Below are 25,378 nucleotides of genomic sequence, written 5' to 3'. Positions count from 1 at the left end.
CTTACAGGGTCAGCACCTCGTCCGCCTTGCCGCCCGCCTGCTGGATCACCAGATGGATGAAGTGCAACTTGGCAATCGCCGCCGCCGGCAGCACGAACGGGTAGAAATCCGGCTGCCCCATGCTGCGTGACAGCTCGTTGAGCATGCCCGCCAGTTCGATCCACGCATTGACGAACGACAGGAAAGCCGCGCCGCCGGGGTGCTCCGGGTCGTACAGGGTACTGGGCGGAAACGGCTGGTAGTCGAAGTCCATTTCCCGCGCGCTCATGCCGAAACCCAGTGCGGTGTCCACCGCATCCATCATGTGCAGGTAATGCGCCCAGGTTTCGGCCCAATCTTCCCATGGGTGCATGGTCGCGTAGGCGCTGACGTAGTGTTGCGACCAATCCTGCGGCGCACCCTGTTGATAATGACGGTCGAGCGCTTCGGCGTAACTGGCGCGCTCGTCGCCGAACAGGTTGCGAAACGGTTCCAGCCACGGGCCATTGGCGATCAGACGATCCCAATAATAATGCCCGACCTCATGCCGGAAATGCCCGAGCAGCGTGCGATAGGGTTCATGCATCGCCGCCCGCACCTGCTCGCGATGGGCGTCGTCGGCTTCTTTGATGTCGAGGGTGATCAGGCCGTTGGCGTGGCCGGTCATCGGCGCATTGCCTTCGAGGTCGACGCCGATGAAGTCGAAGGCCAGACCGGTGGCCTCATCCACGGTTTTCGGGATGACCGGCAGCCCGAGGGTGATCAGTTGCGCCACCAGCCGGCGCTTGGCGATTTCGACTTTGCGCCAGCGTTCGGGGTTTTCCGGAACCGACAGGTCGGGGATGGTGCGGTTGAGGCTGCAAGCGATGCACAGGCTGTCGTGGCCGTTATCCGGCAGCAACCAGTTGCACGCGGCGGGCGTATCGAGGTTGGCGCAGCGACGAAACGACCCGGCGTCGGGATCGGCATCGAGTGTCCAGTTGCCGTCCTGCGGCCCCGGTTGCAGCGAGGTCAGGCGACTTTCTTCAGGCTGATAGCCCAACAAGGCGCTGCAAGCCAGGCACTGACTGTTGCGAAAGAACAGCGACTGGCCGCAGCGGCACGGCCAGATTTTGCTGTTGCGTGAAGATTCGCCCATGAACGGCGCGACAATGCGAGAACTGAGCTGCTCGAAAAAGCGGTACATGGCGATCTCTCCCTTGGGCTTGCCAAGACTAGATCATCCTGCAGTCAACAATGTTCCCGAATACAGCGCAGCTGCTGAGTGACACTGTTGATGTGGCGAGGGAGCTTGCTCCCGCTGGAGTGCGAAGCGCTCCCCCTGCTTTCTTTCAGGTATACCGGGTTTGCAGGGTTTACGACGACTTCGTCGCCGAGCGGGAGCAAGCTCCCTCGCCACAAAAGCAGGCTGCCGAACTAAACGGTATCAGGCAGAAATGCCATGGGTTTTGAGGAACGCGATAAACGCCTCTTCATCCATCACCTTCACCCCCAGCTCATTGGCCTTGGTCAGTTTCGAGCCGGCACCGGGCCCTGCGACCACACAATGCGTCTTCGCCGAGACTGAGCCAGCCACCTTGGCGCCGAGGCTTTCCAGGTGTTCTTTGGCCACATCACGGCTCATCAACTCGACCTTGCCGGTCAGCACCCAGGTCTCGCCGGACAGCGGCAGGCCTTCGACGACTTTCTTCTCGCTCAGCCAGTGCATGCCGAAATCCCGCAGCTGTTTCTCGGCGGCCTCGGCGATCTGCCGATGCTCGGGCACAGCAAAAAACTCGCGCACCGAATTGGCCTGCTTCTCCGGCAGCGCCTGACGCATGTCCAGCCAGTCGGCATTCATTACCGCGTCCAGCGAGCCGAACTTGTCTGCCAGTTTCTGCGCACCGCCCGGGCCGACAAAGGGAATGTGCAGCTTGTCGAGCAGACCGCCGAGGGTGGTGCTGGCGGCGAACTCGGCACCCAGTTCGCCCTGATCCTGAATCTGCAGGCCATGTCCCAACAACTCGGTGATTACCTGCTGGTTATGCGCATCTTCAAAGAAACTATGAATCTCGTGCGCCACTTCCAGGCCGATGTCCGGCAGGTAGGTCAGCACTTGCGGCAACGCCTGCTGCACGCGCTCCAGCGAACCCAGCGAGCGCGCCAACACCTTGGCCGTTTCCTCGCCGACATCGGGAATGCCCAGCGCATAAATGAACCGCGCCAATCCCGGCTGCTTGCTGTCTTCGATGGCCGCCAACAGCTTGTTGCTGGAGACTTCGGCGAAGCCTTCCAGATCGACAATGTCGTCGAACTTCAACGCGTACAGATCGGCCGGCGAGCTGACCAGACCTTCATCGACTAGTTGCTCGACGCTCTTGTCGCCAAGGCCTTCGATGTCCATCGCCCGGCGCGAGACGAAGTGAATGATCGCCTGCTTCAGTTGCGCGCCACAGGCCAGACGGCCGACGCAGCGGTACACCGCGCCTTCGCTGATGGTTTCCTTGCCTTTGCTGCGCTTGACCAGTTGCGTGCGCTCGACATGGGAGCCGCAGGCCGGGCAGTTCTCTGGAATCGCCACTGGACGCGCATTCTCCGGGCGACGCTCGGTGACCACTTGCACCACCTGCGGGATCACGTCACCGGCGCGACGGATGATCACCGTATCGCCGATCATCAGGCCCAGGCGCGCCACTTCGTCCATGTTGTGCAGGGTGGCGTTGGCCACGGTGACGCCCGCGACCTTGACCGGCTTCAGCCGCGCCACCGGAGTGACCGCGCCAGTGCGACCGACCTGGAACTCCACGTCGAGCAGTTCGGTGAGTTCTTCCATGGCCGGGAATTTGTGCGCGATCGCCCAGCGCGGTTCGCGAGCACGGAAGCCCAGCTCACGCTGATCGGCGATGCTGTTGACCTTGAACACCACACCGTCGATTTCGTAGGCCAGCGCGTTACGTCGCTCACCGATGTCGCGGTAGTAATCCAGGCATTCGCCGATGCCTTTGGCCAGTTTCAGCTCGTGGCTGATCGGCATGCCCCACTTCTGCAATTGCTTGAGGTTGCCGATGTGGGTGTCGGAGATATCGTGGGACACCTGACCGATACCGTAGCAGCAGAATTCCAGCGGGCGGTTGGCGGTGATCTTCGAATCCAGCTGACGCAGGCTGCCGGCAGCGGCGTTGCGCGGGTTGGCGAAGGTCTTGCCGCCGACTTCCAGTTGCGAGGCGTTGAGGCGCTCGAAACCGGCCTTGGACATGAACACTTCACCACGCACCTCCAGAGTCGCCGGCCAGCCTGTGCCATGCAGCTTCAACGGGATGTTGCGCACGGTGCGCACGTTGACGCTGATGTCTTCACCGGTAGTGCCATCGCCACGGGTGGCGCCGCGCACCAGCACGCCGTCCTGATACAGCAGGCTGACCGCCAGGCCATCGAGTTTCGGCTCGCAGCTGTATTCCACCGCCGCACCGCCACCGAACAGATCGCCGGCCGGCAGATCCAGACCTTCGGTCACCCGACGGTCGAACTCGCGCATGTCGGTTTCTTCGAAGGCGTTGCCGAGGCTGAGCATCGGCACTTCGTGACGCACCTGGGTGAACGCGGTCAGCGCCACGCTGCCGACACGCTGGGTCGGCGAGTCGCTGGTGATCAATTCCGGATTGGCCGCTTCCAGCGCCTTGAGCTCGTGGAACAACCGGTCGTACTCGGCGTCCGGAATGCTCGGCTCGTCGAGGACGTGGTAGCGGTAGTTGTGCTGATCGAGTTCAGCGCGCAGCTCTAGAATGCGGTTTTGGGCGGCGGTCATGGGTGTTCTCTCATAAAGCAAAAGAGCAGCCGAGGCTGCTCTATCTCAATACTTCATTGGCAGCAGAATCAAAAGATCGCAGCCTGCGGCAGCTCCTACAGAAAAGCATGATTCCTGTAGGAGCTGTCGAGTGAAACGAGGCTGCGATCTTTTGATCTTAGGCCTTAGCGCTTCTGGGTCAGGGCGCGGCGTTCGAATTCGACGATGCGCTGACGATAGTGCTCGATGGTCTGCGCGGTCAGCACGCTGCGCTGGTCGTCTTTCAGCTCGCCGTTCAGTTCCTGCGACAGCTTGCGCGCTGCCGCCACCATCACGTCGAAGGCCTGCTTCGGATGACGCGGGCCTGGCAGGCCGAGGAAGAAGCTCACCGCCGGGGTGCTGAAATGGTCGATGTCGTCCAGATCGAAGATACCCGGCTTGACCGCGTTGGCCATGGAGAACAGCACTTCACCGTTGCCGGCCATGCTTTCGTGACGGTGGAAAATATCCATCTCGCCAAAACGCAGACCGCTTTCGAGAATGTTCTGCAGCAATGCCGGGCCTTTGAAGCCGGCGGCGTCGCGGCAGATCACGCTGATCACCAGCACTTCTTCGGCTTGCGGCTGATCCTTGTCGGCAACGGCCGGCGCCGGCTTGCTGTCGTCGACGAAGTCATCATCACGGCTGCTGAAGCTCGGGCCGCCGTCCAGGTCCAGGTCGAGGTTCAGGTCGCCCTGGGCCGGACCATTGCTGCCGCGCTTGCCACGTTTCGAACCGGATTCGCGAGGCTCGCGTGCTTCGCGGGCCGGCATGCTCACCGACGGCAGATCGTGTTCGTCCAGTTGCGGCTCTTTATGCGTATCCAGCACGCGGGCCGGGCCCAACAGCTCAGCGCTGGTGTCCTCGTCCGGCAGGTTGGACAGACTTCGGTCAAGACGGAACTTCAGTTTTCCCTTGCCGCCGCGCATACGGCGCCAGCCATCGAAAAGAATACCGGCTATCACAATGATGCCGATGACGATCAGCCACTCGCGCAGACCGATTTCCATGTAATCCCGTGCCTCTATAAAAAATGCTGAAAAATAAGGGGTTTACATTGTGCAAACCGCTTTAAAACGTGGCGCCAACTCTATGTTCTGACAGGCGTTTTGCCCACGTATACGAAAAATTGACATTAAACTAGCACGACCAAAGACAACTTTACACCGTCTGTCACATTGGCTTGCGCGAATATGTCGATTGGCCAGCAAGTCGAAGTCGGTAAAAAAGTCCTACAGACTACTCATACCCTTCCGACACCACGCTGACTCAGGCGTCCACCATCGCCATCGCCTCCTCGACATCCACTGCAACCAATCGCGAACAACCCGGCTCGTGCATCGTCACGCCCATCAGTTGATCGGCCATTTCCATGGCGATCTTGTTGTGGGTGATATAGATGAACTGCACGGTCTGCGACATTTCTTTAACCAATCGTGCGTAGCGTCCAACGTTAGCGTCATCCAGTGGCGCGTCAACTTCATCGAGCATGCAGAACGGCGCCGGATTCAATTTGAAGATCGCAAAAACCAGTGCCAGTGCGGTCAGGGCTTTTTCCCCGCCGGAGAGCAAATGGATGGTGCTGTTCTTCTTTCCTGGCGGCCGCGCCATGATCGTCACCCCTGTATCGAGTAGATCTTCGCCCGTCAGTTCCAAATACGCGCTGCCGCCACCGAAAACTTTCGGGAAAAGTGCCTGTAATCCGCCATTGATCTGATCAAAGGTATCTTTGAAGCGGTTACGGGTTTCCTTGTCGATCTTGCGAATGACGTTTTCCAGGGTCTCCAGTGCTTCGACCAGATCGGCGTCCTGCGCATCCAGATAACGTTTACGCTCGGATTGTTGCGTGTATTCGTCGATGGCCGCGAGGTTGATCGCGCCCAGGCGCTGAATCCGCGCATTGATCCGTTCGAGTTCTTCTTCGGCGGCGCGTTCACTGGCCTCGGGGGTCAATGTCGCGAGCACGCCATTGAGATCGTAGCCGTCTTCGAGCAATTGATCCTGCAACGCCTTGCGCCGCACGGTCAGCGCTTGCCATTCCATGCGCTGTTGTTCGAGCTGGCCACGGATCAGTTGCGATTGCTGCTCGGCCTGAGTCCGGCGTTTTTCCGCCTCGCGCAGTTCGCGGTCGGCGTCTTCCAGCGCGATCTGCGCGGTCTTCAGTTCTTCGTCGACGGTCATGCGCTTGTCGAGCAGCTCTTCGAGTTTCAGGCGCAGCTCTTCCAGTGGGGCCTCGCCCTCCTCCAGATTCAGACTCAACTGCTCACGCTTTTCGGTCAGGCGCTCGGCCTGCATCTCCAGACGCTCCAACGCCTGCCGCGTGGAATCGTGCTGCGCGCGCAACGAACCGAGACGCACCGCCAGTTGATGGGCGTGATCCTTGTGCTGACGGGCTTCCTGACGCACGCGGTCAAGGCGTTCGCGCAGGCTGTCACGCTGGGCCAGCAGCAATTCGCGCTGCTCGGTGTCCAGCGCCATGGCGTCGAGCGCTTCCTGCAATTGCATGCGCGCTTCGCCGATCTGCTCGTGTTCCAGTGCGCGCTGCTCGCCGAGCTCGATCAGCTCTTCATCGAGGCGGGTGCGGCGCAGCGTCAGTTGTTCGGCCTTGGCTTTACCGGCAGACAGCTGGGCTTTCAATTCACCTTGTGAGCGGGCTTCGTCCTGCAGCAAACGACGCAAGTGTTCGCGGCCGTTTTCCTGCTGACGCTGTTGCGCCCGCAGGGTTTGCAAACGGGTTTCCATGGCTTCGACCGTGGCTTCGCGCTCTTCGCGTTCGGCCTGCAGCGTCTCGATTTCCTGGCCACGGGCGAGCATGCCGCTCTCGGCTTCACTGGCGCGACGCACCCGCAGGAAGTGTCGGCCAACCCAGTAACCGTCGCGACTGATCAGGCTCTGCCCGGCACTCAACTGGCTGCGCAGGGCCAACGCTTGTTCGAGGCTGTCGACCGGTTTGACTTGGCCGAGCCATGGCGACAGATCGATCTGCGCCTCGACTTTATCCAGCAGGCTGCCCGCTACCCGCACACCATCGCTGGCGGGGCTGAGCAGGCGCAGATCGCCTTGGGTGAAACCGGACAGATCGAAACCGCTGAAGTCGTCCACCAGCACCGCTTGCAGATCGGCGCCGAGCACGGTTTCCACCGCCAGCTCCCAACCAGCCTCAACCTTCAGGCCTTCGGCGAGACGCGGACGTTCAGCAAGGTTGTGTTCCTTCAGCCATTCGGCGGTGCCGGTGCCCGGATCGAGCGCGGCTTGCTGCAAGGCTTCCAGCGAGGCCAGTCGCCCGTTGAGGCGCTGCAAATCGCCCTGCGCCTGCTGCTGCGCGGTCAGTGCCTGTTGCAGTTCCTGACGCAGCTGTTCAAGTTTTTCGACCTGCGCTTCTTCGCTGGTCTGCAAATCTTCGAGGGTCGCTTCGGATTCGGCGAGCTGCTCGTTGAGCGCCATGATCGCCGCGTCTTCCGGGTCGGCGGAAAGCAGATCGCGCTCTTCAGCGAGACGCTTTTGCCGATCGGCCAGGCGCTCCATGCTGGTTTCCAGCTGCTGGATCCGCGACTGCTGCACTTCGGCCTGGCGCCGGGGTTCGGCAGCGGTCAGGTTGAAGGTATCCCACTGCTCCTGCCAGCCGTGCATGACGCTTTCGGAATCTTCCAGCGCAGCGGCGGCTTCTTCGGCAGCGGCGCTGGTGACTTCCTGCTCGGGGGTGAGCATGTCCAGCTCTTCGCCGAGGGTCAGCAGCAGCGTGCGGTCGTGGCCCAGGTGCGATTCGGTTTCCAGACGCGCGCGCTCGGCCTCTTTCAGATCGTCCTGCAACTGGCGCAAGCGCTGCTGGCCGTGCTGGATGCTCTGCTCGACCCGGGCGATGTCGCCGCCGACCGAATAGAAGCGTCCCTGCACCAGATTGAAGCGCTCGGACAGTTCGTGGTGCCCGTCGCGCAAGCGCTCAATGGCCGCATCGGCATTGCGCTGCTCGGCGACCAGTGCTTCGAAACTGACTTCCTGGTTGCCGATGATCGATTCGCGCTGGCCGACCTGATCGTTCAGATCCTGCCAGCGCAGGGCCGACAGTTGCGCCTTGAGCTGGCGCTCTTCGGATTTGTATTCCTGATACTTCTTTGCGGACTCGGCCTGACGGTGCAGTCGTTCGAGCTGACGCTCAAGCTCTTCACGCAGGTCGGTCAGACGCGCAAGGTTTTCGTGGGTGCGGCGGATGCGGTTTTCGGTCTCGCGCCGGCGCTCCTTGTACTTGGAGATGCCTGCCGCTTCTTCGATGAAGTTGCGCAGGTCTTCAGGTTTGGCTTCGATCAGCTTGGAGATCATCCCCTGCTCGATGATCGAGTAGCTGCGCGGGCCGAGGCCGGTGCCGAGGAAGATATCGGTAATGTCGCGACGACGGCACTTGGCGCCGTTGAGGAAATAGCTGTTCTGGCTGTCGCGGGTGACTTTGCGGCGAATGGAGATCTCGGCGTAAGCCGCGTACTCGCCGACCAGCGTGCCGTCGGAGTTGTCGAACACCAGTTCGATGCTCGCCTGGCTCACCGGTTTACGGCTGGTCGAGCCGTTGAAGATGACGTCGGTCATCGACTCGCCACGCAGGTTCTTCGCCGAACTTTCGCCCATCACCCAGCGTACGGCGTCGATGATGTTCGACTTGCCGCAACCGTTCGGCCCGACGACCGCCGCCATGTTACTGGGGAAGTTCACCGTGGTCGGATCGACGAAGGACTTGAACCCCGCCAGTTTGATGCACTTCAGCCGCACGCTCAGGCAACCGTCAGAGCGGAGACCACCAGATCGCAGCTGCGCTGGGCGTAAGCCGTCAGCACGATGCGGATCTGCGGCAAATCACGGGCGAGCACAGCGGCCAGCAGGCGTTCGAACAGTTCGAGGAACTCGCTCATTTCGGCCTTGCGCTGTTCGAGGGCGAGGAAATACGCACGGCTCATGGCCGGCTGCAGGTTCTCGACGGTCTCTTGCAGGTACGGGTTGTTGGCAAACGGGTACGCAGCGCGCATCACGGCGAAGCTGTCGTCGACGAAGGTGCGGATGTCCTGACGCTCGTAGCTGGCGGTCAGGCGCTGCTGAATCTGCACGAACGGCGCCATGTCGGCCTGGGTCTGCCAGCCATTGGCGACCGCATTGCCGAGCAGGATGTACAGCTCGCTCATCAGCGTGCACAGGCTCTGCACCTTGTGCGCGGTGAGTTCGGTGACATGGGCGCCACGTCGCGGCAGGATCGCGATCAGGTGGCGGCGTTCGAGGATCAGCAGGGCTTCGCGGACCGATCCGCGGCTGACATTGAGGGCCAGCGTGACCTTCTGTTCCTGAATGCGCTCTCCCGGCTTCATTTCGCCGCGAATGATGCGTTCGGCGAGGTGGTGAGCGATTTGCTCGGCGAGGCTGTCCGGCGCCTTGAACGTCATGGTTGTCCTTCAAACTCTTCGATCTGCACAAGCGGCGCAGTGTAGCGCAAATGCAGGTGCATGGCGGAGTGCCCGCACGGCGCTTTTTGGCACGATTCAAGCAAAAAAGCAGTGGATCCGCTCAGGGTCAATACTCAATAGAGCACAGGTTAATCGACAAAACCGTTTTTCCTGACCTTTAAGTCAGAAAACCATTGACCGAAAAGTCAGACCTGCTAAATTCGGTTGAAGTCGGTTAACAACAATAATGAGTCTGCGAGGCCTTCCGTGATCCAGTTTTTACTTAACCAGGAACTCCGTAGCGAGCACGCCCTGGACCCGAATCTGACCGTGCTCAATTACCTGCGCGAACATGTGGGCAAGTCCGGCACCAAAGAAGGCTGCGCCAGCGGCGACTGCGGCGCCTGCACCGTGGTGGTCGGCGATTTGCAAACGGATGACGCCGGCCGCGAACACATACGCTATCGCAGCCTCAATTCGTGCCTGACCTTTGTTTCGTCGCTGCACGGCAAGCAACTGATCAGCGTCGAAGACCTCAAGCACCAGGGCGAACTGCACAGCGTGCAGAAAGCCATGGTCGAGTGCCACGGCTCGCAGTGCGGCTTCTGCACCCCCGGCTTCGTCATGTCGCTGTTCGCCCTGCAAAAGAACAGCGATGCACCGGATCAGGCCAAGGCGCACGAAGCGCTGGCCGGCAACCTCTGCCGCTGCACCGGCTACCGGCCGATCCTCGCCGCCGCCGAACAATCCTGCTGTGGCAAGCAACCGGACCAGTTCGACGCCCGCGAAGCCGAGACCATCGCCCGCCTCAAAGCCATCGCCCCGACCGATATCGGTGAACTCAACAGCGGCGACAAGCGTTGCCTGGTGCCGCTGACCGTCGCCGATCTGGCCGATCTGTACGACGCTTACCCACAAGCGCGGCTGCTGGCCGGCGGCACCGATCTGGCGCTGGAAGTCACCCAGTTCCACCGCACCCTGCCAGTGATGATATACGTCGGCAACGTCGCCGAGATGAAGCGCATCGAAAGCTTCGCTGACCGTATCGAAATCGGCGCCGCCACCGCCCTCTCCGACTGCTACGAAGCGCTGACTGCCGAATACCCGGACTTCGGCGAATTGCTGCACCGCTTCGCCTCGCTACAGATCCGTAATCAGGGCACCCTCGGCGGCAACATCGGCAACGCCTCGCCGATTGGTGATTCGCCTCCGCTGCTGATCGCCCTTGGCGCGCAGGTGGTGCTTTGCAAAGGTGAAACCCGGCGCACGCTGAACCTGGAAGATTACTTCATCGACTACAAGGTCACCGCCCGTCAGGAAAGCGAGTTCATCGAGAAGATCATCGTCCCGCGCGCCACCGCCGAGCAGCGTTTCCGCGCTTACAAAGTCTCCAAGCGTCTGGACGATGACATCTCCGCCGTCTGCGCCGCATTCAACCTGCGCGTGGAAAACGGCGTGATCACTGATGCGCGCATGGCGTTCGGTGGCATGGCCGCAATCCCCAAACGCGCCGCCCACTGCGAAGCCGTGCTGCTCGGCCAGCCGTTCAACAACGCCGTGATCGAACGCGCCTGCGTTGCGCTGGCCGAAGACTTCACGCCGCTCTCGGACTTCCGCGCCAGCAAGGAATATCGCCTGCTCAGCGCGCAGAATCTGCTGCGCAAATACTTCATCGAACTGCAAACACCGCACATCGAGACTCGGGTGACCGCTTATGTCTAACCATCACGCCGTAGAGAAGACTCAAGCCGAACTGGCGGAACTGTTCGCCAAGGACCTGACCACCGGTGTCGGCCGCAGCGTCAAGCACGACAGCGCCGCCAAGCATGTGTCCGGTGAAGCGCAGTACATCGATGATCGCCTGGAATTCCCCAATCAGTTGCACGTTTACGCACGACTGTCAGACCGCGCCCACGCGAAGATCATCAGCATCGACACCAAGCCCTGCTACGCCTTCGAAGGCGTACGCATTGCGATTACCCACGAAGACGTGCCGGGCCTGAAAGACATCGGTCCGCTGCTGCCGGGCGATCCGCTGCTGGCGATTGATGACGTGCAGTTCGTCGGGCAACCGGTGCTGGCCGTGGCCGCGAAAGACCTGGAAACCGCGCGCAAAGCGGCATTGGCGGCGATCATCGAGTACGAAGATCTCGAGCCGGTGCTGGACGTGGTCGAAGCCTTGCGCAAACGGCACTTCGTGCTCGACAGCCACACCCACCAGCGTGGCGATTCGGCTTCGGCCCTGGCCACCGCCGAACACCGCATTCAAGGCACGCTGCACATCGGCGGCCAGGAACACTTTTATCTGGAGACGCAGATCTCCTCGGTGATGCCCACCGAAGACGGCGGGATGATCGTCTACTGCTCGACGCAGAACCCCACCGAAGTGCAGAAACTGGTGGCCGAAGTGCTCGACGTGTCGATGAACAAGATCGTCGTCGACATGCGCCGCATGGGCGGTGGTTTCGGCGGCAAGGAAACCCAGGCCGCCAGCCCGGCGTGCCTGTGCGCGGTGATCGCGCACCTCACCGGTCAGCCGACCAAGATGCGTCTGCCACGGGTCGAAGACATGCTGATGACCGGCAAGCGCCACCCGTTCTATGTCGAGTACGACGTCGGCTTCGACAGCAGCGGGCGCCTGCACGGCATCGCCATGGACCTGGCCGGCAACTGCGGCTGTTCGCCGGACCTGTCGGCATCGATCGTTGACCGGGCGATGTTCCACTCGGACAACTCGTACTATCTCGGTGACGCAACCATCAATGGCCACCGCTGCAAGACCAACACCGCGTCGAACACCGCCTACCGGGGTTTCGGCGGGCCACAAGGGATGGTCGCCATCGAAGAAGTGATGGACGCGATTGCCCGTCACCTCAACCTCGATCCACTGGCGGTGCGCAAGGCCAACTACTATGGCAAGACCGAGCGCAACGTCACTCACTACTACCAGACCGTCGAGCACAACATGCTCGAAGAGATGACCGCCGAACTGGAAGAAAGCAGCCAGTACGCCGAGCGCCGCGAAGCGATCCGTCGCTACAACGCCAACAGCCCGATCCTGAAAAAAGGCCTGGCGCTGACCCCGGTGAAATTCGGCATCTCCTTCACCGCCAGTTTCCTCAATCAGGCCGGCGCGCTGATCCACGTCTACACCGACGGCAGCATCCACCTGAACCACGGCGGCACGGAAATGGGCCAGGGCCTCAACACCAAAGTCGCGCAGGTGGTGGCCGAAGTGTTCCAGGTGGAAATGGATCGGGTGCAGATCACCGCAACCAACACCGACAAAGTGCCGAACACTTCGCCGACTGCGGCTTCCAGCGGTGCCGACCTCAACGGCAAGGCCGCGCAGAACGCTGCCGAGATCATCAAGCAGCGTCTGGTGGAGTTCGCCGCGCGGCACTACAAGGTCAGCGAAGAGGACGTGGAATTCCACAACGGCCATGTGCGCGTGCGTGACCACATCATGACCTTCGAGGCGCTGATCCAACTGGCGTATTTCAATCAGGTCTCGCTGTCGAGCACCGGCTTCTACAAGACCCCGAAAATCTACTACGACCGCAGCCAGGCCCGTGGTCGGCCGTTCTACTACTTCGCCTTCGGCGCGGCGTGCTGCGAAGTAATCGTCGACACCCTGACCGGCGAGTACAAGATGCTGCGTACCGACATCCTCCACGACGTCGGCGCCTCGTTGAACCCGGCGATCGACATCGGTCAGGTCGAGGGCGGTTTCGTCCAGGGCATGGGCTGGCTGACCATGGAAGAGCTGGTCTGGAACAACAAGGGCAAGCTGATGACCAACGGCCCGGCCAGCTACAAGATCCCGGCCGTGGCGGACATGCCGCTGGACCTGCGGGTGAAGCTGGTGGAAAACCGCAAGAACCCGGAAGACACGGTGTTCCATTCCAAGGCTGTGGGTGAGCCGCCGTTCATGCTCGGGATTGCCGCGTGGTGTGCGATCAAGGACGCGGTGGCGAGCCTCGGTGACTATAAGCATCAGCCGCAGATCGATGCGCCGGCGACCCCGGAGCGGGTGCTGTGGGGGTGTGAGCAGATGCGCCAGCTCAAGACTGTGAAAGCGGTCGAAGCTGAAACCGAGTTGGCTCCGCTTTAGGACCGAGGCGCGGCTATCGCGAGCAGGCTCACTCCTACAGGGGAACGCATTCCAAATGTAGGAGTGAGCCTGCTCGCGAATAGGCCCGAACAGACAACGACAGATGTCGAGGTGAACATGTACAACTGGATCGACGCCCTCGCCGACCTGCAGAACCAGGGCGAACCCTGTGTTCTGGTGACGATCATCGAAGAACTCGGCTCGACCCCGCGCAATGCCGGCTCGAAAATGGTCGTCAGCGCGAAACAGACCTTCGACACCATCGGTGGCGGGCATCTGGAATACAAGGCCATGCAGATCGCCCGCGAGATGCTCGCCAGCGGCAAGCAGGACACCCATCTGGAGCGCTTCAGCCTCGGCGCCAGCCTTGGCCAGTGCTGCGGTGGCGCCACCGTGTTGCTGTTCGAACCGATGGGCCAGGTGCAAGCACAGATCGCGGTGTTCGGCGCCGGGCATGTCGGCCGCGCGTTGGTGCCGTTGCTCGCCAGCCTGCCGTGCCGGGTGCGCTGGATCGATTCGCGGGAAGAGGAATTCCCCGAACAGATCCCCCATGGCGTGCGTAAAATCGTCGCCGAAGAGCCTGTGGATGAAATCGACGACCTGCCCGCCGGCAGCTACTGCATCGTCATGACCCACAACCATCAGCTCGACCTGGAACTCACTGCCGCGATCCTCAAGCGCAACGACTTTGCCTACTTCGGCCTGATCGGCTCGAAGACCAAACGGGCCAAGTTCGAACATCGCCTGCGTGATCGCGGTTTCGACAGCGGCGTCGTGCAACGCATGCGCTGTCCGATGGGCATCGGCGACGTCAAAGGCAAATTGCCTGTGGAAATCGCCATCTCCATCGCCGGCGAAATCATCGCCACCTATAACGCCAATTTCGGCCAGCACAGCGCCAGCGCCGAACCGATTGCCAGACTGCTGCCGGTTTCCCGGCGCAGTCAGGCCGCCAAACTCAAAGCCTCAAACTGATTAGAGAACCCTCATGCCTCTGACTCGCAAAGCCTACCGCGCCGCCATCCTGCACAGCATCGCCGACCCCGCCGAAGTCGGGATCGAAGCCTCCTACGAATATTTCGAGGACGGCCTGCTGGTGGTCGATGGCGGCAAGATCAGCGCCCTCGGCCAGGCCAGTGAATTGCTGCCGACCCTGCCGGCGGACATCGAGATCACCCACTATCAAGATGCGCTGATCACCCCGGGCTTCATCGACACCCACATCCACCTGCCGCAAACCGGCATGGTCGGGGCCTACGGCGAGCAATTGCTGGACTGGCTCAACACCTACACCTTCCCGTGCGAAAGCCAGTTCGGTGACAAGGCCCACGCCGACGACGTAGCCGATATCTTCATCAAGGAACTGTTGCGTAACGGCACCACCACCGCACTGGTGTTCGGCAGCGTGCACCCGCAATCGGTGAACTCGTTCTTCGAGGCCGCCGAGAAGCTCGACCTGCGGATGATCGCCGGCAAGGTGATGATGGATCGCAACGCGCCGGACTATCTGACCGACACCGCCGAATCCAGCTACGTCGAGAGCAAGGCGCTGATCGAACGCTGGCACGGCAAGGGCCGTCTGCACTACGCCGTCACCCCGCGTTTCGCCCCGACCAGCACCCCGGAGCAACTGACCCTCGCTGGCCAGTTGCTGACCGAATACCCGGATCTGTACATGCAGACCCACATCAGCGAGAACCTCAAGGAAATCGAGTGGGTCAAGGAACTGTTCCCGGAGCGCAAGGGCTATCTGGACGTTTACGATCACTACCAACTGCTCGGCGAGCGCTCGGTGTTCGCCCACGGCGTGCACCTGTGCGACGACGAATGCGCGCGACTGGCGGAAACCGGCTCGGCGATCTCGTTCTGCCCGACCTCGAACTTCTTCCTCGGCAGCGGCCTGTTCAACCTGCCGATGGCCGAGAAACACAAGCTGAATGTCGGCCTCGGTACTGACGTCGGCGGCGGCACCAGTTTCTCGCTGCTGCAAACCCTGAACGAAGCCTACAAAGTCATGCAGTTGCAAGGCGCGCGGCTGAGTCCGTTCAAGTCGCTGTACCTGGCGACGTTGGGCGGTGCGCGGGCACTGCGCCTGGAAGAGAAGATCGGCAACCTGCAGCCGGGTTCCGATGCGGACTTCCTGGTGCTGGATTACAACGCCACGCCGCTGCTGAGCTACCGCCTGAAACAGGCCAACAACATTGCTGAAACGTTGTTTGTGCTGATGACGCTGGGCGATGACCGCACGGTGCAGCAAACTTATGCGGCAGGGGCTTTGGTGCATCAGCGCTGAGTTTTCCCGAGGCATAAAAAGTCCCCCGGCGGTGTTAGCCCCGGGGGATTTTTGTTGCCTATCAAAAAGCTATCGCGAGCAGGCTCACTCCTACAAGTGAACGCATTTCAAGTGTAGGAGTGAGCCTGCTCGCGATGGGTTCGACTCGGTGTCAGCTCAAAGCTTGGCGCTTGGGCGCCCAGGTTTTTTGGTCTGCAACAGATGCGAGAACACCGCATGCAAATCATCCGACGCACTTTCCTCATCGAGGTTGAGTTTGCTGTCGATGTGGTCCATGTGATGCATCATCAGGTCCACTGCCAGCTCACCGTTGCGCGCTTCGATGGCGTCGATCAACTGGGTGTGTTCGTCGTAGGAACAATGCGAACGGTTGCCGCTTTCATACTGGGCGATGATCAACGAGGTCTGCGAAACCAGGCTGCGCTGGAAGCTGATCAGTGGCGCGTTCTTCGCTGCTTCGGCGAGTTTCAGGTGGAATTCACCCGACAGACGGATACCGGCACCACGATCGCCACGGGAGAAGCTGTCGCGCTCGTCGTTGACCATCTGACGCAGTTCGGCGATCTGCTCGGCGGTGGCGTGCTGCACGGCCAGCTCGGTGATCGCGCGCTCTACCAGACGCCGGGCCATGAACACCTGACGCGCTTCTTCAACGCTCGGGCTGGCGACCACGGCGCCACGGTTCGGCCGCAACAGCACCACGCCTTCATGGGCCAGACGCGACAGTGCGCGGCGAATGATGGTGCGGCTGACCCCGAAGATTTCCCCCAGCGCTTCTTCGCTCAATTTTGTACCGGGCGCCAGACGCTGTTCGAGGATGGCCTCGAAGATATGCGCATAGACAATATCGTCCTGGGTTCCGCTGCGGCCGGCTTTGCCTGCTCGCGGTTGTTTCTTGAGGGGTTGCAACTGTTCGTTCATGGGCACTCGAGTCGGGAGAACTGCGGCGAATAGACCGTGACTGTAATACGGCACAGTAGGTCGCTGGCAAGTATCGCGTAAAAAACAGCGCGATTGTACACAATGGATGGTGGCAACACGACTGTATGGCTGTTTGTGACCACGGCTGTATTGCAACGATCCGTTACGTTTGAGTTTAGGCTTGATCGCAGAATCCGCAGCCAGAACACAAATCCCCCTGTGGGAGCGGGCTTGCTCGCGAAAGCGGTGTGTCAGACAACATCTGCTTTTACTGACCCACCGCTTTCGCGAGCAAGCCCGCTCCCACAGGGGTTCAGGTAACTGCGGACATCTTCATCTGTATAAGGAACACCGCCGTCATGAACGACGCCACCTACACCCGCCTGCGCCCTCTCGCCGACACTTCGCCCTCGGCCATCGTTGCCGGTTTCATCGCAATGATGACCGGCTACACCAGTTCGCTGGTGCTGATGTTCCAGGCCGGGCAAGCGGCGGGCCTGAGCAGCGGGCAGATTTCCTCGTGGATCTGGGCGATTTCCATCGGCATGGCGGTGTGCTCGATCGGCTTGTCGCTGCGCTATCGCACACCGATCACGATTGCCTGGTCGACACCGGGTGCAGCCCTGTTGATCACCAGCCTGGGCGGCGTCAGTTATGGCGAGGCCATCGGTGCCTACATCACCTGCGCGGTGCTGGTGACCATTTGTGGGCTGACCGGCAGCTTCGAACGCTTGGTGAAAAAGATCCCGGCGTCGCTGGCGGCAGCGTTGCTGGCGGGGATTCTGTTCAAGATCGGCAGCGAAATCTTCGTCGCCGCGCAACACCGCACCGGGCTGGTGCTGGGGATGTTCTTCACTTATCTGCTGGTAAAACGTCTGTCGCCGCGTTACGCGGTGCTCGCCGCATTGCTGATCGGCACCGCGCTGTCGGGCTTAATGGGTCTGCTGGATTTCAGCGGTTTCCATCTGGAACTGGCGACGCCGGTGTGGACCACCCCGCACTTCTCGCTGGCCGCGACCATCAGCATCGGCATTCCGTTGTTCGTGGTGGCGATGACTTCGCAGAACATGCCCGGCATCGCCGTGCTGCGCGCCGACGGCTACAACGTGCCGGCCTCACCACTGATCACCAGCACCGGCATCGCCTCGCTGCTGCTGGCGCCATTCGGCTCGCACGGCATCAACCTCGCGGCCATCAGCGCGGCGATCTGCACCGGGCCGCACGCCCATGAAGATCGCAACAAGCGCTACACCGCGGCGGTCTGGTGCGGGATTTTCTACGGGATTGCCGGGGTGTTCGGCGCCACATTGGCGGCGCTGTTTGCCGCGTTGCCGAAAGAACTGGTGCTGTCGATTGCCGCGCTGGCGCTGTTCGGCTCGATCATCAACGGCCTGAGCATTGCCATGACCGAAGTGAAGGAACGCGAGGCGGCGCTGATCACCTTCATGGTCACGGCGTCGGGGTTGACGCTGTTTTCCATCGGCTCGGCGTTCTGGGGGATTGTCGCGGGGGTTTTGACGTTACTGATTTTGAACTGGCGTAAAGCTTAAAGCAAAAGATCGCAGCCTTCGGCAGCTCCTACAGGGTGTACACCATTCCCATGTAGGAGCTGCCGAAGGCTGCGATCTTTTGATCTTGCAAAAAAACGGCGACCCTCAGGTCGCCGTTTTTTTCAGTATCACTTGGCCGCGTTGATCGGCTTTTCCGGATACCAGACGTCCAGCAGCGGGCTGACGGTCATGCCGGTCAGTTCGCTACGGTTTTTCAGCCAGGCTTCAACGGCAGCACGCTGCTCTTCGTTGACCGAGCCACGCTTCTGCAGGCAAACCAGACCGAAGTCATCGCCGCCAACATAACCCAGACCGTTGGCTTCCATGGCTTCTTTGATGAATGCTTCGAGGAAAGCGTCAATGGCTTCTTCGGACAAATCTTCTTTGAAGTCCAGGTTCAGTTCGAAACCCAGCTCTTGGAATTCATCAACGCACAGTTTTTTGCGCAGACGCTGGGAACGGTTAGTCGCCATTGGAACAATCCTCTTAAGTAATAACGGCCGGCACTTTACCAGTTTAAGCGGTCAATTGCCCGACTCTCTGGGCGCGGTGGTCGACCGCCTGTAAAAAAATAACGAAATGGCCGCCTCGGGCAAGGCACAAGCTGTTACACCTTGGGGCATAATGCCGACACTTTCATGACCACTGAGGGCTTTTTCATCCATGCCCTCGTTATTTTTCCCCTCTTCTGCAGGGTTTTATTTCATATGATCAAATCGTTGCGTCCTCTCTTTCTTGCCGGCCTTCTTCTGCCCCTGGCCCTGCCGGTTGCCGCTGCCACTATCAATACCGCCCTCACCCCTAACGTCGAAAAAGCCCTCAAGGCCAGCAAACTGCAGCCGACTGCGCTGTCGTTGGTGATGATTCCGCTCGACGGCCCGGGCAATCCGACGATGTACAACGCCGACGTCTCGGTCAACCCGGCTTCGACCATGAAACTGGTCACCACCTACGCCGCGCTGGAAATGCTCGGCCCTAACCATCAGTGGAAAACCGAGTTCTACACCGACGGCGATTTGAGCGGCGGCATTCTCAACGGCAACCTGTACCTCAAGGGTGGCGGCGATCCGAAGCTGAACATGGAAAAACTCTGGCTGCTGATGCGCGATCTGCGCGCCAACGGCGTGACCCAGGTCACCGGCGACCTGATCCTCGACCGCGGCTTCTTCATCCAGCCGCAACTGCCCGAGTTCAACGACGACGGCAACGACGAGAACAAGCCATTCCTGGTCAAACCCGACTCGCTGCTGGTCAACCTCAAGGCCCTGCGCTTCGTCGCGCGCAATGATGGAGGCCGGGTGCTGATCTCGGTGGAGCCGCCGATTGCCAGCGTGCGCATCGAAAACACGGTCAAGGCGCTCAACTCCAAACAGTGCACCGGGGGTGTGCGCTACAACCCGGTGACCCAGGCGGACGGCAGCGTCACCGTGACCGTCGCCGGTCAGTTGGGCGAAGGCTGCAGCTCGCAGACTTATCTGTCGCTGCTTGACCACGCGACCTACACCGCCGGTGCCGTGCGCGCGATCTGGAAAGAACTGGGCGGCAGCATCCAGGGCAAGGATCGCCTCGCCGCGACCCCGAGCGGCGCCAAGCTGCTGGCCCGCGCCTACTCGCCGGATCTGGCGGAAATTATCCGCGACATCAACAAATACAGTAACAACACCATGGCCCAGCAGTTGTTCCTGAGCCTCGGTCAGAAGTACCGCAACGAAGCCGACGGTGACGACGCCAAGGCCGCGCAACGGGTGGTTCGTCAGTGGCTGGCGAAAAAAGGCATCACCGCGCCGCACCTGGTAATGGAAAACGGCTCCGGGCTGTCGCGCGCCGAACGCGTCAGCGCCCGCGAGATGGCCAACATGCTGCAAGCCGCCTGGCATAGCCCGTACGCCGCCGAGTACATCAGCTCTATGCCGATTGCCGGCACCGACGGCACCATGCGCAAACGCCTGAAGACCACCGCGATGCGCGGCGAAGCCCACGTCAAGACCGGCACCCTGAACACCGTGCGCGCGATCGCCGGCTTCAGCCGCGACGTCAACGGCAACACCTGGGCGGTGGTGGCGATCCTCAACGACAAGGCGCCGTTCGGCGCGTCATCGGTGCTGGATCAGGTGCTGCTGGATCTGTACAAGCAGCCGCGCCTGCCGCAGACCGCTTCGGCCCTGTAACCCACCGTCGAACCTGTGGACGCAACTCTCTGTGGCGAGGGAGCTTGCTCCCGCTGGGCTGCGCAGCGGCCCCAAATGATTTTGTGAGCGCTACGCACTCAAGCGGGAGCAAGCTCCCTCGCCACAAAACAGGGTTCCACAGAGGATTGGTGTAACGGCTCAGCTCATCTGCTCGACCCGATCACGCCCGCCCTGCTTCGCCGCATACACCCCTGAATCCGCGCGCAGCAACAGCGCATCCGCGCCCTCCCCCGGGCGCCAGCTGGCGATGCCGAAACTGGCCGTCACCACCCCGACCACATCCACTGGCGCACTGCGCAGGCCTTGCCACAACTCCACCGCCAGCATGTGCGCGTGCTCGCCGTCGATGTCCGGACAGAGCACCATGAATTCCTCACCGCCCAGGCGGCAGAACACATCAGTTCGCCGTAAACGATGGCCGATGCGCTCGCACACCGCTTGCAGCACCCGGTCGCCCACGGCATGGCCGTACTGGTCGTTGATGCGTTTGAAGTGGTCGATGTCGAGCATGATTACCGACAGTTCACCGCCGCCGCGCTCGACCCGGGCCATTTCGGTAGTCAGGCGTTCCTGGAAGTAGCGGCGGTTGTGGATGCCGGTCAGCGAGTCGGTAACCGACAGCGCCCGCAATTCCTCTTCCACCCGTTTCAAGTCGGAAATGTCCGAGATGTAGCCGTGCCACAGCACGCCGCCGCCCGGCAGCTCCTCCGGCGTCGCCTCGCCGCGCACCCAGCGCAGGCCACGCTCGGGCAACTGCACACGGTATTCCTCGCGCCATGGGCTGAGGCTGTCCGCCGAAGCGCGGATCGAGCTGCGCACTCGGGAGACGTCTTGTGGATGGATGCGGGTAAAAATCGCCTCGGCATTGAGCAGCAACACGTCCGGCTCCAGCTCGTAGATTTCGCGGATGCCGTCGCTGGCATAAATCACGCTGAAGCGTCCGTCGAATTCCATCTTGAATTGGTAGATGCCGCCGGGCACATGGGCGCTGAGCTTTTTCAGCAACACATCGCGCGCCGCCAGCGCTTCGTGTACGCGCTTGCGCTCGGTGATGTCGATGCAGATCGCCAGATGCCCGACCCACAGCCCCTGCTCATCGAGCACCGGGGTGGCGAGCATGTTTACCGGCAGATGACTGCCGTCGCTGCGCACCAGCGTCCACTCGCGTGCCTCGTGCCCGCCGACTTCGCCGCCCTCGACCAACATCGCGTGGCAGGTCGGAATGCTCTTGCCGTAACGCACACTCAACTCCGCCGAACGCGCGGCCAGTTCTCGCGGCAGATGCAGGTTTTCCAGGGTCATGTGGCCGACCACATCGGCGCTGCTGTAGCCGAGCATCTGTTCGGCGCCGGGGTTGAAGGTGTTGATCACCCCGCGCAGGTCGGTGGCAATGATTGCCACCTGAGTTGCAGCATTCAGCACGCCACGCAACTGACCGTGGGTGCCGCGCAATTCCTGCTCGCGGGCGTGCAGTTCCTGGGTACGCAGTTCGACCATGCGCAAGGCGCGCTGGCGTTGACTGACCAATACGTAGAGCAACGCGCTGAGCAACACGCTCAACAGCGCCCCCAGCACCACCAGGCTGCTGATCGACGAATGGTTGGCCTGCAGAAACGCCTCGCTGGGCTGAATGTCCACTTGATAGTCATGGTCGGCCATTCGTACCAGACGTGTGGCCGACAGATCACTGGCCCCGGTTTTGTTGGCCGACTCATAGAGCACCTCGTGCTGATCCTCAGTGGACAGGTCGAGAATGCGTACAGAAAGGAAGTCCTGGTGCTCCTCCGGCAGTCCGTCGGCCAGCAACTGCTGCATGCTGATCACCGCCATCACATAACCATGCGGCGGCCCGTTCGGCGCTTCTTCACGGGTGACCGGCGCCAGCAGCAAGACGCCCCGGGCATACGCCGGATCAATCCCCACCAGATGCAATGGCTGCGACACCACCATGTGCCCGGTGCGGTCGGCGCGTTCCAGCGTCGCCCGGCGCAGGGGTTGCGCCAGCAAGTCGTAACCCAGCGGCGTGGGCAAGCGGCTTTGGCTCTGGGTGTAGATCACCGGTACGTATTCGGGGCGATCAGCGGCGGTCTGCAACTGGTCGTCAGCGGTCAGTTCACGAAAGGTGAAGGTGCTGAAGCCTTCGTTACGCACGGCCTGTTCGACCGCCGGACGTTCGGCACGGCTGATCCGTGGCGCATAGGAATAGGCCTGGGTGCGTAATAGAAGCGGTTTGGCATAGCCGTCGAATTCGCTGCGCGAGACCGAATCGGAGTTGGCGAAGAAACGGCGCAGGCCGTCGAGACGCTGTTCCTGATCCTGGAAACGTTCTTCGATGCGGCTGTAACGCTCATTGGCCAGCAATTGGAAGCGTTGGCGCAGTTGATGGTGAAACTGATTGAGGGAGGCCCAGGCGAGCAGCCCCGTGAGAATCCCGCCGGCGAGCAATACCAGCAGCGCGACCAGCCAGGCCGAGACGTCTTCGCTGATAAAACCCAGAATCTTTGGGCGCACGGGGTGCAACGACATAAGGGCAACTCACGACGCCATTGTTTCGGGGGAAAACCCCATTGGCCATGCGTTGAGTTATAGCTATTAGCCATTAATTTGGCTAGCGCTGATCGGATCCAAGAGCCTTTAAAAATCAAGGCTCTGTGGATCCAACCAGTCCGAGCGTCAACGTGCCGTGATTTTCCAGGCGCGGTGGATCTTGGTGTTACGGGCAAAATCCGGATCGATGGTCTGCGCGCTGATTTCCTCGACCGCATAACGCTCGGCGAGGTTTTCCTCCAACTGGAACTTGCGGAAGTTGTTAGAGAAGTACAGCACGCCACCCGGGGCCAGGCGTGCCATGGCTAGGTCGATCAACTGCACCTGGTCACGCTGCACGTCGAAGATGCCTTCCATGCGCTTGGAGTTGGAGAAGGTCGGCGGGTCGATGAAGATCAGGTCGTACTCGTCCCGGCTGCTTTCCAGCCACGCCATCACGTCGCCCTGCTCCAGACGGTTCTTGTCGGAAAAGCCATTCAGCGACAGGTTGCGCCGCGCCCAGTCGAGGTAAGTCTTCGACAGGTCGACGCTGGTGGTGCTGCGCGCTCCGCCCTTGGCCGCGTGCACACTGGCGGTCGCGGTGTAGCAGAACAGATTGAGGAAGCGCTTGCCGGCGGCCTCTTTCTGAATGCGCATACGCATTGGCCGGTGATCGAGGAACAGCCCGGTGTCGAGGTAATCAGTGAGGTTCACCAGCAGCTTGACGCCGCCTTCGCTGACCTCATTGAACTTGCCCTGCGCCGCCTGACGTTCGTATTGCTTGGTGCCGCTCTGACGCTCGCGGCGTTTGACCACCACGCGGCTCTTGTCGACGTTCAGCGCCTGGGGGATCGCCGCCAGGGCATCGAACATGCGCGCCGAGGCCTTTTCCGGATCGATCGACTTCGGCGCGGCGTATTCCTGCACATGCACCCAGTCGTGATACAGGTCGATGGCCATGGCGTATTCCGGCATGTCGGCATCGTAGACGCGGTAGCAGTCGATGCCTTCGCGCTTGACCCACTTGCTCATCGCTTTGAGGTTTTTCTGCAGGCGATTGGCAAACATCTGCCCGCCTTCGCTCAGGCGCGGCTGCTCGACCACTGGCGCCGGGGCTGGCGTCGGTTTGATCGGGTTGCCGTTCTTGTTGAACTTGCGCTCTTGCGGCTCGTTCGGGGTCTGATCGTAGGCTGCTTGCTCGCGCTCGGCCTGACGCTGTTCCGGGGTCCGCCGCTCGCCAGTGACGAACTGATCCGGCAGCACCTTGATCAGCAGCAATTTGCACGGCAGCGCGCCGTTCCAGAACGAATACTGTTTGTGGCTGCGAATGCCCATGCGCTTGCCCAGATCCGGGGCGCCGGTGAACACCGCCGCTTCCCAGTTCAGGCAGGCCTGACGCAGACGCTCGCCGAGGTTCTGGTAGAGGTAAAGCAGGCTGGCTTCGTCACCCAGACGCTCGCCGTACGGCGGGTTGCAGATCACCAGACCTTTCTGGTTCTGGTCCGGACGCGGCTCGAAGGTCGCGACTTCGCCCTGATAGATCTTGATCCACTCGCTCAGACCGGCGCGCTCGACGTTGTTGCGGCCCGGTTGAATCAGGCGCGGGTCGGCTTCGTAACCGCGAATCCACAGCGGCGGCTTGGCCAGACCGGCAGCGGCACGCTCGACGGCTTCTTCATGGAGCTTTTTCCACAGCGCCGGGACGTGACCCAGCCATGCGGTGAAGCCCCACTGCTCACGGCGCAGGTTCGGCGCCATGTCGGCGGCGATCATGCCGGCTTCGACGAGGAACGTCCCGACACCGCACATCGGGTCAGCCAGTGCGCCGCCTTCAGCCGCAATGCGCGGCCAGCCGGAACGGATCAGGATCGCTGCCGCGAGGTTTTCCTTCAGTGGTGCCGCGCCCTGCTGCAGGCGGTAGCCGCGCTGGTGCAGGCTGTGGCCGGAAAGGTCGAGGGACAGGATCGCTTCGCCGCGATCCAGGCGCAGGTGAATGCGCAGATCCGGGTTGAGCTTATCGATCGACGGACGGTCGCCTTGCGGGGTACGCAGTTTGTCGACGATCGCGTCTTTGACTTTCAGCGCACCGAAGTGGGTGTTGTCGATGCCCGAGCCGTGGCCGCTGAATTCGACGGCCAAGGTGCCGTCGGCGAGCATGTGATCCTGCCACTCGACGTCAAGCACGCCGTGGTACAGGTCTTCGGCGTCTTTCATCGGGAAGCGCTTGAGCACCAGCAACACCCGGTTGGCCAGACGTGACCACAGGCACAGGCGATAAGCGGTTTCCATGGTCGCCATGCCACGCACGGCGGAGGTGTGCTCGCGGGCTTCTTCAAGGCCAAGCCCGACGGCTTCCTCGATGAGCAGGCCTTCAAGGCCTTTGGGGCAAGTGAGGAAGAGTTCGAAACGGTCGGACATGGTATTTCCAGAGCCTTTGGCTAGTGAACCGGCAACGCATTGCCGATCCGGTTTTCAATCAGGCGCTTTTCTAAAAGAGCGCCCGCGTGGCACGAAGGTGTGCCGTTCCATCCCCGCTGCTCGGGTTAAAAGAGCTTAGATGCCGGGACAGAGAAAATAGTCGATG

Annotated in this window: 15 protein-coding genes; 6 read left to right on the top strand and 9 right to left on the bottom strand. The window is 61.3% G+C overall.

The window, feature by feature from the left end:
- Position 1 precedes the first annotated feature (1 nt).
- The 5 genes from ACS4NR_RS03535 to ACS4NR_RS03515 all read right to left on the bottom strand — a co-directional run bounded on the left by ACS4NR_RS03535 (position 2) and on the right by ACS4NR_RS03515 (position 9,201).
- Positions 2 to 1,165: a zinc-binding metallopeptidase family protein gene (locus tag ACS4NR_RS03535; protein WP_456019101.1), complete on the bottom strand. Its 1,164-nt coding sequence runs from the start codon at positions 1,163 to 1,165 to the stop codon at positions 2 to 4.
- A 240-nt stretch (positions 1,166 to 1,405) separates the two neighbouring features.
- Complete coding sequence (gene ligA, locus ACS4NR_RS03530) at positions 1,406 to 3,763, bottom strand: NAD-dependent DNA ligase LigA (protein WP_456019100.1); 2,358 nt, start codon at positions 3,761 to 3,763, stop codon at positions 1,406 to 1,408.
- A 164-nt stretch (positions 3,764 to 3,927) separates the two neighbouring features.
- Positions 3,928 to 4,791, bottom strand: a complete 864-nt coding sequence (zipA, locus tag ACS4NR_RS03525) for a cell division protein ZipA (protein WP_027613270.1) — start codon at positions 4,789 to 4,791, stop codon at positions 3,928 to 3,930.
- 259 nt (positions 4,792 to 5,050) lie between these two features.
- Positions 5,051 to 8,539: a chromosome segregation protein SMC gene (gene smc, locus ACS4NR_RS03520; protein WP_456019099.1), complete on the bottom strand. Its 3,489-nt coding sequence runs from the start codon at positions 8,537 to 8,539 to the stop codon at positions 5,051 to 5,053.
- Between the two features lie 2 nt (positions 8,540 to 8,541).
- Complete coding sequence (locus ACS4NR_RS03515) at positions 8,542 to 9,201, bottom strand: GntR family transcriptional regulator (protein WP_007961062.1); 660 nt, start codon at positions 9,199 to 9,201, stop codon at positions 8,542 to 8,544.
- Positions 9,202 to 9,468: 267 nt separating this feature from the next.
- On the opposite strand from ACS4NR_RS03515, the gene xdhA reads away from it, so the two are divergent.
- From xdhA to guaD, 4 genes are all read left to right on the top strand, one after another.
- A complete protein-coding gene (gene xdhA / locus ACS4NR_RS03510) occupies positions 9,469 to 10,923 on the top strand; it encodes a xanthine dehydrogenase small subunit (protein WP_456019098.1) in 1,455 nt (484 codons plus the stop codon).
- A complete protein-coding gene (gene xdhB / locus ACS4NR_RS03505; protein ID WP_456019096.1) occupies positions 10,916 to 13,315 on the top strand; it encodes a xanthine dehydrogenase molybdopterin binding subunit in 2,400 nt (799 codons plus the stop codon). The genes xdhA and xdhB overlap by 8 nt, the downstream gene beginning before the upstream one ends.
- Positions 13,316 to 13,432: 117 nt before the next feature.
- Complete coding sequence (gene xdhC / locus ACS4NR_RS03500) at positions 13,433 to 14,290, top strand: xanthine dehydrogenase accessory protein XdhC (RefSeq protein WP_095138654.1); 858 nt, start codon at positions 13,433 to 13,435, stop codon at positions 14,288 to 14,290.
- A gap of 13 nt (positions 14,291 to 14,303) precedes the next feature.
- Positions 14,304 to 15,608, top strand: coding sequence for a guanine deaminase (gene guaD / locus ACS4NR_RS03495; RefSeq protein ID WP_456019095.1), 1,305 nt, complete (start codon positions 14,304 to 14,306; stop codon positions 15,606 to 15,608).
- A gap of 156 nt (positions 15,609 to 15,764) precedes the next feature.
- Here guaD and ACS4NR_RS03490 read toward each other — a convergent pair whose 3' ends face one another.
- Positions 15,765 to 16,529 (bottom strand): GntR family transcriptional regulator, encoded by a 765-nt coding sequence (locus ACS4NR_RS03490; RefSeq protein WP_083366480.1) that lies wholly within the window; start codon positions 16,527 to 16,529, stop codon positions 15,765 to 15,767.
- Positions 16,530 to 16,888: 359 nt separating this feature from the next.
- On the opposite strand from ACS4NR_RS03490, the gene ACS4NR_RS03485 reads away from it, so the two are divergent.
- Positions 16,889 to 18,079: a benzoate/H(+) symporter BenE family transporter gene (locus ACS4NR_RS03485; protein WP_456019094.1), complete on the top strand. Its 1,191-nt coding sequence runs from the start codon at positions 16,889 to 16,891 to the stop codon at positions 18,077 to 18,079.
- A 128-nt stretch (positions 18,080 to 18,207) separates the two neighbouring features.
- On the opposite strand, the gene ACS4NR_RS03480 is transcribed toward ACS4NR_RS03485, so the two are convergent.
- Positions 18,208 to 18,552: a YggL family protein gene (locus ACS4NR_RS03480; RefSeq protein WP_003223308.1), complete on the bottom strand. Its 345-nt coding sequence runs from the start codon at positions 18,550 to 18,552 to the stop codon at positions 18,208 to 18,210.
- A 234-nt stretch (positions 18,553 to 18,786) separates the two neighbouring features.
- On the opposite strand from ACS4NR_RS03480, the gene dacB reads away from it, so the two are divergent.
- A complete protein-coding gene (gene dacB, locus ACS4NR_RS03475; RefSeq protein ID WP_166495587.1) occupies positions 18,787 to 20,247 on the top strand; it encodes a D-alanyl-D-alanine carboxypeptidase/D-alanyl-D-alanine endopeptidase in 1,461 nt (486 codons plus the stop codon).
- Positions 20,248 to 20,406: 159 nt separating this feature from the next.
- Here the strand turns inward: dacB and ACS4NR_RS03470 are convergent, their stop codons facing one another.
- Together ACS4NR_RS03470 and rlmKL are read right to left on the bottom strand one after the other, a co-directional pair.
- Positions 20,407 to 22,794, bottom strand: a complete 2,388-nt coding sequence (locus tag ACS4NR_RS03470; RefSeq protein ID WP_456019093.1) for a sensor domain-containing diguanylate cyclase — start codon at positions 22,792 to 22,794, stop codon at positions 20,407 to 20,409.
- Between the two features lie 147 nt (positions 22,795 to 22,941).
- A complete protein-coding gene (gene rlmKL / locus ACS4NR_RS03465; protein ID WP_095138649.1) occupies positions 22,942 to 25,212 on the bottom strand; it encodes a bifunctional 23S rRNA (guanine(2069)-N(7))-methyltransferase RlmK/23S rRNA (guanine(2445)-N(2))-methyltransferase RlmL in 2,271 nt (756 codons plus the stop codon).
- Positions 25,213 to 25,378: the final 166 nt, after the last annotated feature.

The organism is Pseudomonas sp. JQ36, from assembly GCF_053851495.1.
This window is presented reverse-complemented; position numbering and strand designations above follow the sequence as displayed.

Bases quoted from the DNA above. Each gene is read 5' to 3' on its own strand.
- ACS4NR_RS03535 (WP_456019101.1), bottom strand. From the start codon at position 1,165: ATGTACCGCTTTTTCGAGCAGCTCAGTTCTCGCATTGTCGCGCCGTTC.
- ligA (WP_456019100.1), bottom strand. From the start codon at position 3,763: ATGACCGCCGCCCAAAACCGCATTCTAGAGCTGCGCGCTGAACTCGAT.
- zipA (WP_027613270.1), bottom strand. From the start codon at position 4,791: ATGGAAATCGGTCTGCGCGAGTGGCTGATCGTCATCGGCATCATTGTG.
- ACS4NR_RS03515 (WP_007961062.1), bottom strand. From the start codon at position 9,201: ATGACGTTCAAGGCGCCGGACAGCCTCGCCGAGCAAATCGCTCACCAC.
- xdhB (WP_456019096.1), top strand. From the start codon at position 10,916: ATGTCTAACCATCACGCCGTAGAGAAGACTCAAGCCGAACTGGCGGAA.
- xdhC (WP_095138654.1), top strand. From the start codon at position 13,433: ATGTACAACTGGATCGACGCCCTCGCCGACCTGCAGAACCAGGGCGAA.
- guaD (WP_456019095.1), top strand. From the start codon at position 14,304: ATGCCTCTGACTCGCAAAGCCTACCGCGCCGCCATCCTGCACAGCATC.
- ACS4NR_RS03490 (WP_083366480.1), bottom strand. From the start codon at position 16,529: ATGAACGAACAGTTGCAACCCCTCAAGAAACAACCGCGAGCAGGCAAA.
- ACS4NR_RS03485 (WP_456019094.1), top strand. From the start codon at position 16,889: ATGAACGACGCCACCTACACCCGCCTGCGCCCTCTCGCCGACACTTCG.
- ACS4NR_RS03480 (WP_003223308.1), bottom strand. From the start codon at position 18,552: ATGGCGACTAACCGTTCCCAGCGTCTGCGCAAAAAACTGTGCGTTGAT.
- dacB (WP_166495587.1), top strand. From the start codon at position 18,787: ATGATCAAATCGTTGCGTCCTCTCTTTCTTGCCGGCCTTCTTCTGCCC.
- ACS4NR_RS03470 (WP_456019093.1), bottom strand. From the start codon at position 22,794: ATGTCGTTGCACCCCGTGCGCCCAAAGATTCTGGGTTTTATCAGCGAA.
- rlmKL (WP_095138649.1), bottom strand. From the start codon at position 25,212: ATGTCCGACCGTTTCGAACTCTTCCTCACTTGCCCCAAAGGCCTTGAA.